Origin of the sequence: Asanoa ishikariensis, assembly GCF_900107455.1 — a bacterium.
Classification (GTDB): domain Bacteria; phylum Actinomycetota; class Actinomycetes; order Mycobacteriales; family Micromonosporaceae; genus Asanoa; species Asanoa ishikariensis.
On record NZ_FNQB01000003.1, the window covers coordinates 964,459 to 975,030 of the forward strand.

The window sequence follows — 10,572 nt, forward strand, 5'->3', positions numbered from 1 at the left end:
CGTGCCTTCACCCCTTACTGAGCCGCTCCTCGCCGCACGCACGGCGCTGATCGTGGTGGACCTGATGCCGCGGATCGTCGAGCAGGACATGGGTCCCCACAAGGGTGCCGACGTGGTGGCCCGGGCGAGCCGTCTGGTGACGGCGTTCCGCCGGGCGGGCGGCACCGTGGTGCTGGTCCGGGTGGATCGGCCGGGCATCGCCGAGCAGCCACCCGGCAGTGGTTTCGTCCCGGAGATGCGGCCGCAGCCCGGCGACATCACCGTGGTGAAGCAGACCATCGGCGCGTTCTACGGCACGGGCTTGGCCGACCAGTTGCGCGACCGCCGCGTGGAGACGGTGGTCATGGCCGGCCTCGCCACGACGATGGGTGTCGAGTCGACCGGGCGCGCCGCCGCCGATCACGGGTTCGAGGTCGTCTTCACGGCCGACGCGATGAGCGGCGTGACGGCGGCCGAGCATGACCACGCGCTGACGGTGGTGCTGCCGCGGTTCGGCGACGTGGTGACCACCGACGAGGTGCTCGCCCGGCTCAGTAGCTGACGAACCCGTACAGCGCCTGGTGGTTGGACTTGGTGGCCGGGACGGTGTGACCGACCGGCGACGACTGCACGGTGCCCCGGACGAACAGGTAGTCGATCTTGCTTGATCCGCTGGTGGCCGCGGTGCCGTACCCGGTCATGCCGTAGCTCGACAGCACGCTGGCCGGGAGTCCGGTGCGGTTCGCGTCGATGCCGACGATCCGGATCGTCGACGCGTTGAGCAGGCTCGTCGCGTCGGCGCCGAGGTGGATGCCGCTGGCACCGATGCCCTTGTCACCCGCGCCGGCGCAGGCGTTCTGGCGATTCTCCTCGGGCAGGTGCATGGTGGCGGCGAACACCGTCGTCCCGGAGTCGCGGAGGGTGAACCGGGCCGCGATGGCGCTGGTCCGCTTCCACTTGTACTCGTTGACACTGGCGGCGTCGTTGCTCGGTGGCTTGTAGAGGGTGCAGCCGGCCCCGTTCGCGTACGCGGTGCCGGGCTTGAGCCAGCCCGCGCTCCAGTACTTCGAGACGTCGCCGGCCGCCAGGCTGAGCCGCTGCGAGTTGTAGATCAGGCCGTTGGTCTGCTTCTTCTTCAGGTCACCCAGGTCCTGCTGGCTGCACTTGTGCGTGCTGCCCCACGGCTCGGGATCGTCCCACGCCACGATCGCTTTGTAGGTGCCGGCCGGCAGGCCGAACTTCGCCGAGAGCTGGTCCGCGTAGGCGGTCGCCTGCCCGGTGCCGCGAATCTGTTGCACGATCAGCAGGTCCGGCGCCTGCACTCCGGCGGTCCCGGTCTGCCCCGCGTCGTCGACCAGCATCGAGGTCAGGTGGTCCGGCCCGGAGACCCGCGTACACGTGCCGTCGGCGTTGTTGCGGATCAGGTTCTCGATGTTGTTGTTGTATACCCGCAGCGTGCGGACGGCGGCCGCGGCGGGGGTGCTCACCACCAGGGTGGACAGGAGCAAGGCGACCGCCAGCCCCACGCCGTGAACAGTCCGGAAACGCATGGCAAAAAGCTCCCTCGGTCGTCTGCTCTCTGAAAGATACTACCGACTTCGACGCTTACCGATCTATGCTGCGTTCTCCACGATTCACCGACCGGGAGGCACGATGCAGCTCACCCGAAGGCACCTGTTCGCCACCGCCGCCACCGTGGTCGCGGCCGGTGCGCTCCCCGCGACAGCGGCCCACGCGGCGCTGCCGGAGGTCGACATGGAGGCGGTCATCAAGGCCGCGCAGATCGACCCCCGCCGGCCGGACACCGCGCTGACCCCGGGCGCCAAGGACAGCGTGCTCGCGGTCGAACGGGCCTTGCAGGCGCGCGGGTTCCTGTCGTCAACCTATGTGGACGGTCACTTCGGCACGAGCACGATCGCGGCGTACGCGGCCTACCAGCGCTCGCTCGGCTACACCGGCCTGGACGCCACCGGCCTGCCCGGCCCGACCTCGCTGCGGTCGCTGGGCGACGGGCGCTACACCGTGGTGCGGGCGATCTCACCGGGCAGCATCGTGACCCTGCGCGGCGTCCAGGTCAACACCCGCACCCGGACGATGCTGTACGAGGCCGAGCGCCTGCTGGCCCGCACGCTGACGCTGACCCAGGGCTCCTACAACACCAGCACCCCGGCCTCGGCCGGCACCCACGACGGCGGCGGGGCGCTGGACATCTCGGTGACCGGCCTGTCCACGACCCTGCGCACGACGGTGGTCCGCCAGTTGCGCACGGTCGGCTTCGCCGCCTGGCTGCGCAACCCCTCGCAGGGCGACTGGCCGTACCACATCCACGCGATCGCCATCTCCGACACGGACCAGTCGACAGGCGCGCAACACCAGGCCGGCGACTACTACCTGGGCCAGAACGGCCTGGCCAACCGCGGCGCCGACGACGGCCCGTCGGTCACCAAGCGCACGTGGGAGGAATACCAGCGGCTCTAGTGCCGCAGGCCGAGGCGGGCGTGGAGGCGGGCCAGCGGGCGCGGTGACCACCAGTTCCAGTCGCCCAGCAGCGTCATCGTCGCCGGGACCAGGACGCAGCGGACCAGGGTCGCGTCTACCGCTATCGCTACCGCAAGGCCCAGGCCGATCTGTTGCACCGTGCCGATCCGGCCCGTCAGGAAGCAACTGAAGACCACCACCATGAGCAGCGCCGCGGAGGTGATGATGCGGCCCGAGCTTTGCAGGCCGCGGCGCACGGCCACGTTGTTCGGCTCGCCCTGGTCGACGTGCTCCTTGATCCGGGCGAGCAGGAACACCTCGTAGTCCATCGACAGGCCGAAGGCGAACGCGAACACCGTCACCAGCACGAACGGGCCGATGCCGCCGACCACATGGGTGTGCAGCAGGCCGGACAGGAAGCCGTGCTCGAAGACCGCGTTCAGCACGCCGAAGGTGGCGCCCAGGGAGACCACGTTCATCAGGACCGCCTTGACCGGCACGATCAGCGAGGCGGTCATCGCCCAGAGGAGCACGACCATCGCGAGCAGGGTCAGGGCGATCGCGTACGGGAGGCGGGACAGCAGCAGGTCGTTGAGGTCGCGGTGGAAGCCGGCGATGCCGGTCACCCACGACTCGACCCCGTCGGGGCGGTCGGCGCGCGCGGCGTCGACCAGGCGCAGCGCCGCCTCGCCCTCGGGGTCGCCGATGGCGTCGATGTCGACGGTCGCGATGCCCGGTGCGATCTGCTCGGCCGGGCGGACGTTGAGGATGTCCGGCGAGTCGAGGGAACGGGCCCACGTCTGGAGGGTGTCCACGTCGGTGCGGGCGACCACGGTCACCGCCGGTTGGGCCGGGCGGGAGAAGTCGGCGGCCAGCACGTCGAGCACCCGGACCGACTCCAGCGAGCGGGGCAGGCCGTCGAGGTCGTCGACCTTGACCGTCATGGTCAGCAGCGGGAGGCCGGCGGCGAGCAGCACCGCCGCGGTGGCCAGCGCGGTGACCAACGGCCGGCGCTGCACGCCGCGGGCCAGGCGGTAGAAGAAGCCCTCATCTCGTTGGACGGCGCGCTTCGCAGGCTTGATCCAGCGCTTGAACACGCCCAGCAGGGCCGCGCTGAAGGTCAGCGCGACGAGCATCGCGACCAGCGCGATCGAGACTCCGGCCGCGCCCAGCGCGGACAGGGCGGTCACGCCGAAGACCAGGAGCCCGGCGAGGGCCGCCGCGACGGTCAGCGCGGAGAAGAAGATGGTGCGGCCGGCCGTCGCCCAGGCCGCGCTGACCGCGTCCAGTGGCTCGCGGCCGGCGGCGAGCTCGTCGCGGTAGCGGGCGACCAGCAGCAGTCCATAGTCGACGGACAGGCCGAGGCCCATCAGCGTGACGACGGTGACCGCGTTCTGGTCCAGGGTGGTGATGTTGGCGAAAAAGAGCAGCACGGAGAACGAGCCGGCGATCGAGACGATCGCACCGAGCACCGGGATCACGGCGGCGAGCAGGCCGCCGAACACGAAGATGAGCACGAGCAGGGTGATCGGCAGGGACAACTGCTCGGCGAAGGCCAGGTCCTTCTGCGCCTGCGCGTTGGCCTCGCGGTTGACCAGCCGGCCGCCGCCGACCTCGACGGTCGCCTGGGGCTCGCCGGCTGCGCGCAGCGCCGGCCCGAGGGCGCGGAGCTCGGCCACCGCGGCGTCGGTGGCGGTGTCGAGGTCGTCTCCCGACAGGTCGGCCAGCCGGGCCTGCAGGAGCAGGCCGCGCCCGTCCTCGGCGCGCAATGCGGCGGCGGAGGGGCTGTCGCCGAAGGGCGTGAGCACGCCGGTGATGCCGTTCACGGCGCCGAGCCTGCCGGCGGCGTCGGTCACCGCCGTGCGTACCGCCGGCGAAGTGGGGTCAACTCCCCGGACCACCCCGACGATGGACCCGGCCGACGTCGACGCGTCGGAGATGACCTCGTTGCCGGCTACCGACTCCAGTGACGCCGGGCCACGGTCGTCGTCGAGGCCCGCGAAGACCGGCCCGGCGGCGAACCCGCCGGCCACGACGGCGACCAGCCACAGCCCGAGGACGGTCCAGCGACGCCGGAAGCACCAGCGGCCGAGCCGGCCGAGCATGGTGGTCCGCGCCGGCAACGGCGTCGTGTCGGGCCGGATGGCCGGGGTCGTCTGCGTCATACCCGAGATCCTGCTCCGGTGTCCACCCTCGACACCTCCGGGGCCGGCCCGGACCCGAACCCCGACGTAGAGATAGGGGGAATGGTCAGGTTAGCCGGATGGACAGGCCCTTGCCGCCGAACTCGGCGCAGACGAAAGCCGGCTCACGCCCGGTGCCGTGCGCGGGCTCGTGCCGGTAGCCGATCTCGGCGAACTCGGCCAGTTCCTTGCCGCCGCTGGTGACCAGCCAGCGGGCGAACGCACCACGGGCGATCTTCGCGTGCACGGTGACGAACTTCGGCTGGCCGGACTTCGGGTCGACGGTGAGGAACTTGGGCGTGACCAGCCGCTCGGGGTCGACGTACCTGGTCACGGTCTTGCTGTACTCCACGGCGGCCAGGTTGACGATCGGCCCCTTCGCCGGCAGCTCATCGGCGATCGACCGGCCCCAGAAGTCGTACATGTTGCCGCGCGGGAGCTTGTAGCCCATCTCCAGCCGGTACGGGGCGATGCCGTCGAACGGGCGCAGGATGCCGTAGAGGCCGGACAGGATCCGCAGGTGCTTGTCGGCGTAACGGCGCTGGGCGGCGGTGAAGGTGTCGACCTGGAGGCCGCTGTAGATGTCACCGACGAACGACTCGGCGGCCGGCGCCAGCTCCGCGGGGTCGGTGCTCCAGTCCGCGAACTGCTGCCGGGTCTTGTCCGCGAGGTCCGGCGAGACGGTCATGATCTTCGCCAGCTTCGCCGCCGGCAACGCCCGCAGCTCGTCGACCAGCTCGCGGGCCTTGTCGACCAGCACGGGGGTGCCAGTGGGCTGATGCCCGGTGTTCGGCCGCCGCATGGTCTTCGAGCTGTGCATCAGGATGATCACCCCGCCCATTTTGCCCGCATCGGGGTACGCGGACTCCGGCGGCCCGTGCCGACGTACTCGCAAGCCCAGACGAGCCGCCGCGCCCTATCCCACTTTGAGCGCCAGCTTCCCGACGTAGTGATCGTTCAGGGCGCGATGCGCATCCTGGACTTCCTCGAACGGGAAGGTCCGGGCGACGTGGACCTCGAAGGAGCTCGCCTCGATGATGGCGTTCAGTCGATCGGTGCCGGCACGGCTTACATCCCCGTCGTAGTAGGACACGGTCGCGCTCGGCGGCGTCACGGGCGCGGGCATGACACCGTTCGGCCAAGCGATTCGTCCCGAGCTCTTGACCGCGCGAATTGACCGCTCGGCGATCTCGCCTCCCACGGTGACCAGAGCCGCATCGAGGCCGCCGGGTGCGAACTCGAAAGCAGCGGCCAACACATCGTCCTCGCGACCGTTGACGATGTGGTCAGCGCCCAGCCACCGGGCCAGGGCGACACCGTCGTCACCGGAGGCCACGGCCAACACCCGGATGCCGCGGTGCCGCGCCAGCTGCACAGCCATGTGGCCGAGACCCCCGCTTGCCCCGAAGACCATGAGCGTTCCCCCCGCTCGCAGGCCGAGCAGATCGAGGCCGCTCAGCGCGGTCAGGGCATCCCAAGGCATCGCGCCGGCCTGTTCGGTCGGGATCCGGTCGGGCACGCGCGCCACGAACTCCGCCTCGACAACGCCGTACTCGGCGTAGAAGCCGCCGCGCTTCACCGGCATCGTCGAGGCGTAGACCCGCTCACCGACGTCGAACTGGGTGACGTCGCGTCCGACCGCGGCCACCGTGCCCGCGGCATCCCATCCGAGAACGTACGGGAAGGTCGACGCGACACCGAAAGCGCCGTCGTAGGCCCCCGCACGCTCGAGCGCGTCCCAGGACGCGACACCGGCGAACTCCACCCGGATGAGGATGTCGTCGTCGCCGACCTCCGGCAGCGAAATTCGGCGCGACGAGAGCTCGTCGACTCCGCCGAACCGGTCAAGGACGACCGCGTTCATCTTCGGCTCCACGATCGCGCCGCCCGCCGAGCGCTCAATCCTGCTGTCCACTTAGCCTCCTAGTTACTTGATGGACTCAAGGATCATTGGATCATAGATACTTGAGTCCATCAAGCAATCGTTCTAGGGTGGAAGCCATGGCACTGCCGAACGGACCCGTAACCGCCTCATCAGAGGCCGAGGCCGTCTTGTTCGACCTGGTCGACGTCTACGACCGTGCCTACGAGGCGGCCGCGGCCGAGCTGTCGCTCAGCCCGGCGCAGGCATGTTTGCTCGGGCGACTCGACGAGCGACGCGGCATGAGCGCCTTGGCCGAGGAACTCGGCTGTGACGCCTCCAACATCACCCAGATCGTCGCGCGTCTCGAAGCGCTCGGCCTCGTCACCCGCGAACCGAATCCCCGCGACCGCCGAGTACGACTCGTCACGCGTACCCCCCAAGGAGACGAGATCAACCACCGATTCGCAGCAGCCTTTACGTTCGCCCGCACGGCGGTCGAACGACTCTCACCCGACGAACAGAACCAGTTGACGGCACTGCTGCGCAAAGCACTGAGCTGACCCGCACCCACGTACCCACCCCAGCTATTCGTTTCGGGCGGTCTCCGGGCCGGTGATGCGGCGCAGCAGCGGGAGCGTGGCCGCGATGATCGCGAGGGACGCGATCAGCCCGCCGCCGACGATCGCGTAGTAGCCCCCGCCCGGCGCGTGCAGCGGGTAGTCGAGCTGTGCCCGCAGGAACAGCGTCGCCGCGAGGAAGCCGGCGCCGATCGCGACCGCGGCCACCACCAGCAGGGGCACCACCGTCTCCAGGCCGACCACCGCGCGCAGCATCCGGATCCGCACCCCGGTCAGCCGCAGCACGCTGAACGGCCGTTTGCGGTCGGTCAGGCCGGCGATCACGCTGACCGCGAGGCTGCATCCGGCGATCGGCAGGCTGGCCAGGATGACCACGTCGGCCAGGTGCTGGAACTGCACGAGGGTCTGCGCCGAGTCGGCCTGGAACTCCGCCTCGGTGGCCGGGAACATGCCCCACGGGTTCATCGTGGCCAGCACCGTGCGTGCGCTCTCCTTCGCCGCGTCGGACCCGTCGGTCTGCACCACGACCGAGAGCATCCGCCGCGAGTCAAGGTCGGTGATCGCCGACTGCGGCCAGATCCGCTCGTCCGGCGCGACACCCGGTTCGCGGGGGCCGATCAGGTCGTTCCACACCGCGACGGCCTGCGCCCCGGGCGGGCACGCACCGTATTCCGGCACCTTGGCGAGGTCGGCGCAGGCGATCACACCGGGTCCCTCCGGGATCGCGGAGTCGCGGGCCCGTTGCAGGTCGCCCTCCTTGACGGCGAGCACCGCGCGTACGCCCGGGATGGCCGAAAGCTCCGCGGGAATGTCCGAGACGGACGGCGTCGGGGTGCCCGGCACCAGGTCCTCCGGCCAGAAGTTCGCCGTCAGCGAGGTGGCCTCGACCGAGCCGGCGGTCGGTTGGGCACGCTCGGCGACGTACGACGTGATCGCGCCGCTCGCCGCGGTCATCACGAACAGCGCGACCACCAGGCCGCTGACCGCGCGGAACGCCGCCATCGGGTCGTCGGCCAGCCGGCGCCCGGCGATCAGCGCCGCCGGTCGCTGCGCGCGGCCGGCCACCAGCCGCGCCGCCCGCATGGTCAGCCACGGCCCGGCCAGCACCAGGCCGGCCACCATCAGGACCACTCCGGCCAGGTACGCGTAGGTCTGTCCGTTGGTGGTCTCCGGCTTGCGCCCGACGAACCAGGCCAGTTCGGCGATGCCGGCGACCAGCGGGATCAGCCGCCACGCGCGGGGTGGCTTCGGTGTCACCCGGCGGGTGACGCCGAGCGGGGAGATGCGGACCCGGCGCAGCGCGAGCCGGGCCGCGACCGCGGCGCCGATCGGGATGCCGACCGCCACCGAGAGCACGTTGACCCAGGTGAGAGTCAGGTCGCTCGGAAAGAACGTGGCGCCGGTGAAGGGGATCGCGGCGAGCCCGGGCCGGACGGCGAGGAAGACACCGAACCCGAGCAGGGCACCCGCGGCCGCGGCGACGGTGGACTCGACGGTGGCCAGCAGCGACACCTGCCTGGGCGTGGCGCCGATGAGGCGCATCGCGGCGAACCGCTGCTCGCGGCGCGCGGCGGAGAGCCGGGTGGCGGTGCCGATGAAGATGAGCACGGGAAAGATCAGCCCGGCCGCGATGACCGATAGCGAGATCGTGAACATCGTGTCGTTGAGGCCGACGATGCAGCGTCGGCAGGTGGCCTCGCCGCCCAGGATCGCACTGACCTGCGCGGCCTGTGGTTGGGCGGCCAGGACCTGCGGTGTCTGCCCGACGATGACCAGCAGGGTGTCGGGGGACGGCAGGGCCGCGTCGCCGATCACGCCGACCTCCCGGCCCGGGAACCGGTCGCCGAGCTGCGGGGCGGGAACCGTACGGAGCAGGTCGTGCAGGGCCGGGGAGGCGTAGAACTCTCCTGGGCCGGGCAGCGCGGGGATGCCGGGCGGCACGGGCGCGGCCGGGCCGGTCGCGGCCACGTCGAGCCGAAGCAGCTCTTCGCCGCGGAAGTAGTTCTCCCGGCCGAGCCACCAGACCGGGTCCACGCCGGGCCGCGAAGCGGTGCTCGCCTCGGCGACGCCGGTGTTGAGCCAGGTGTAGCGCAGGTTCTGGGTCTTGGTGGCGTTGATGCCGGCGAGCGTGGCGAGCAGCAGGCCCGTGCCGAGGGCGACCGCCAGGGCGACGACGACGAGCCGGGTCGCCGCCTCGCGGCCGCCGGCGACGGCGAGGCGCAGGCCGAGAGCGATCACGACAGCACCGGTTCCGCGTCGAGGCTGGTCACCTTGCCATCGCGGACGATGACCTCGCGGTCGGCGTACGCGGCGACCCGGGCTTCGTGGGTGACCACGACGACCGTGGTGCCCTGCTCGCGGGCCGAGCCGACCATCAGGTCCATGACGTGCTCGCCGGTCAGTGAGTCGAGTGAGCCGGTGGGCTCGTCGGCGAACAGCACCTGGGGCCGGGCGACCAGCCCGCGGGCGAGCGCGACCCGCTGCGCCTGGCCGCCGGAGAGCTCACCGGAGCGGCGCTGCTGGAGGCCGTCGAGGTCGAGCCGGCCGAACCAGGTGCTCGCCTCGGCGACCGCCGCGCGCCGTCGGGTGCCGGCCAGCAGCAGCGGCAACGCGACGTTCTCGACGGCGGTCAGCTCCGGGACGAGCTGGCCGAACTGGAAGACGAAGCCGAACCGGTCGCGGCGCAGTGCGCTGCGGGCGCCTTCGTTCAGGGTGTCGACGCGCTGGCCGGCGAAGTGGATCTCGCCGGAGTCCGGCACCAGGATGCCGGCCAGGCAGTGCAGCAGGGTCGACTTGCCCGAGCCGCTCGGGCCCATGATGGCGAGGATCTCGCCCTCGGCGACCCGCAGGTTGGCGCCACGCAGGGCCGGGGTCTCGCCGAACGAGAGGGTCACGTCGCGTGCCTCGATCATCGGGCCACCGCCTTGGTGAGGGCGTCGAGCCGGGCGACCGTGGTGTCGATCCAGCGCAGGTCGGCCTCCAGGTGGAACAGGCCGTGGTCGGCGAGCAGCGCGTCGATCAGGTTGCCGCCGCGCTTGACCTCGGTCAGCTCACGCATGCGGGCCAGGTGGGCGTGGCGCTGGGTGTCGAGGTATTCCTCCGCCGGACGGCCCAGCATGATCGCCAGCACGACCTTGGCGAACAGCACCGTCTGCAGGTGCGGCTCGGGCTCGATCGGCTCGACCAGCCAGGAGTCCACCTCGGACGCACCTGTCTCGGTGATGATGTAGCGCTTGCGCTCCGGCCCGTCGCCGGGCTCGGTCGCGATCACCACCTTGCCGTCGCGGGCCAGCCTGGCCAGGGTCGCGTAGACCTGCCCGAACGGCAGGGGCTTGCCCCGGCCGAAGAACGTGTCGTAATCGCGCTTGAGGTCGTAGCCGTGGCTGGGCTCGCGTTCGAGCAGGCCGAGCAGGGTCAGGGGAACGCTCATGCCGAAGACCGTACACCACATGTATACGCTGAGGGTATACACCCGGTGAGCCGTCCTTTT

At 71.0% G+C, this 10,572-nt stretch carries 10 protein-coding genes; 3 read left to right on the forward strand and 7 right to left on the reverse strand.

Annotated elements, in window-relative coordinates; genetic code table 11:
* Window position 1: 1 nt before the first annotated feature.
* Window positions 2-541 carry an isochorismatase family protein gene (locus BLV39_RS28490; protein WP_090799535.1) on the forward strand — a complete coding sequence of 180 codons (540 nt, stop codon included), beginning with the start codon at window positions 2-4 and terminating at the stop codon, window positions 539-541.
* Here BLV39_RS28490 and BLV39_RS28495 read toward each other — a convergent pair.
* Window positions 531-1,529 (reverse strand): hypothetical protein, encoded by a 999-nt coding sequence (locus BLV39_RS28495; protein ID WP_204082585.1) that lies wholly within the window; start codon window positions 1,527-1,529, stop codon window positions 531-533. The genes BLV39_RS28490 and BLV39_RS28495 overlap by 11 nt on opposite strands.
* Window positions 1,530-1,632: 103 nt before the next feature.
* Here BLV39_RS28495 and BLV39_RS28500 point away from each other — a divergent pair, with 103 nt between their 5' ends.
* Window positions 1,633-2,457 (forward strand): peptidoglycan-binding domain-containing protein, encoded by an 825-nt coding sequence (locus BLV39_RS28500; protein ID WP_090799538.1) that lies wholly within the window; start codon window positions 1,633-1,635, stop codon window positions 2,455-2,457.
* Here BLV39_RS28500 and BLV39_RS28505 read toward each other — a convergent pair.
* From BLV39_RS28505 to BLV39_RS28515, 3 genes are all read right to left on the reverse strand, one after another.
* Entirely contained in the window at window positions 2,454-4,622 is a 2,169-nt protein-coding gene (locus tag BLV39_RS28505) for an MMPL family transporter (RefSeq protein ID WP_090799541.1), read from the reverse strand. The two genes, BLV39_RS28500 and BLV39_RS28505, sit on opposite strands and share 4 nt — an antisense overlap.
* An 85-nt stretch (window positions 4,623-4,707) precedes the next feature.
* The gene (locus BLV39_RS28510; RefSeq protein ID WP_090800754.1) at window positions 4,708-5,472 is read right to left on the reverse strand and encodes a YaaA family protein; all 765 of its coding nucleotides are present in this window, start codon (window positions 5,470-5,472) and stop codon (window positions 4,708-4,710) included.
* A gap of 84 nt (window positions 5,473-5,556) precedes the next feature.
* Window positions 5,557-6,504 carry a quinone oxidoreductase family protein gene (locus tag BLV39_RS28515; RefSeq protein ID WP_090800755.1) on the reverse strand — a complete coding sequence of 316 codons (948 nt, stop codon included), beginning with the start codon at window positions 6,502-6,504 and terminating at the stop codon, window positions 5,557-5,559.
* 137 nt (window positions 6,505-6,641) lie between these two features.
* Between BLV39_RS28515 and BLV39_RS28520 the strand changes: the two genes are divergently transcribed.
* Window positions 6,642-7,064 carry a MarR family winged helix-turn-helix transcriptional regulator gene (locus BLV39_RS28520; RefSeq protein ID WP_090799544.1) on the forward strand — a complete coding sequence of 141 codons (423 nt, stop codon included), beginning with the start codon at window positions 6,642-6,644 and terminating at the stop codon, window positions 7,062-7,064.
* Window positions 7,065-7,088: 24 nt separating this feature from the next.
* Here BLV39_RS28520 and BLV39_RS28525 read toward each other — a convergent pair whose 3' ends face one another.
* Genes BLV39_RS28525 through BLV39_RS28535 form a run of 3 tightly spaced genes read right to left on the reverse strand, consistent with a single transcriptional unit; the run spans window position 7,089 to window position 10,512 of the window.
* The gene (locus BLV39_RS28525; RefSeq protein WP_090799547.1) at window positions 7,089-9,320 is read right to left on the reverse strand and encodes an FtsX-like permease family protein; all 2,232 of its coding nucleotides are present in this window, start codon (window positions 9,318-9,320) and stop codon (window positions 7,089-7,091) included.
* Window positions 9,317-9,994, reverse strand: coding sequence for an ABC transporter ATP-binding protein (locus BLV39_RS28530; protein WP_090799550.1), 678 nt, complete (start codon window positions 9,992-9,994; stop codon window positions 9,317-9,319). Before BLV39_RS28530 ends, BLV39_RS28525 begins: the two co-directional genes overlap by 4 nt.
* On the reverse strand, window positions 9,991-10,512 hold the full coding sequence (locus BLV39_RS28535) for a PadR family transcriptional regulator (protein ID WP_090799552.1): 522 nt from the start codon (window positions 10,510-10,512) through the stop codon (window positions 9,991-9,993). The genes BLV39_RS28530 and BLV39_RS28535 overlap by 4 nt, the downstream gene beginning before the upstream one ends.
* Between the last annotated feature and the right edge of the window lie 60 nt (window positions 10,513-10,572).

Excerpts from the sequence above, each read along its gene's own strand:
- BLV39_RS28505 (WP_090799541.1), bottom strand. The coding sequence starts at position 4,622 with ATGACGCAGACGACCCCGGCCATCCGGCCCGACACGACGCCGTTGCCG.
- BLV39_RS28530 (WP_090799550.1), bottom strand. The coding sequence starts at position 9,994 with ATGATCGAGGCACGCGACGTGACCCTCTCGTTCGGCGAGACCCCGGCC.
- BLV39_RS28500 (WP_090799538.1), top strand. The coding sequence starts at position 1,633 with ATGCAGCTCACCCGAAGGCACCTGTTCGCCACCGCCGCCACCGTGGTC.
- BLV39_RS28520 (WP_090799544.1), top strand. The coding sequence starts at position 6,642 with ATGGCACTGCCGAACGGACCCGTAACCGCCTCATCAGAGGCCGAGGCC.
- BLV39_RS28535 (WP_090799552.1), bottom strand. The coding sequence starts at position 10,512 with ATGAGCGTTCCCCTGACCCTGCTCGGCCTGCTCGAACGCGAGCCCAGC.
- BLV39_RS28515 (WP_090800755.1), bottom strand. The coding sequence starts at position 6,504 with ATGAACGCGGTCGTCCTTGACCGGTTCGGCGGAGTCGACGAGCTCTCG.
- BLV39_RS28495 (WP_204082585.1), bottom strand. The coding sequence starts at position 1,529 with ATGCGTTTCCGGACTGTTCACGGCGTGGGGCTGGCGGTCGCCTTGCTC.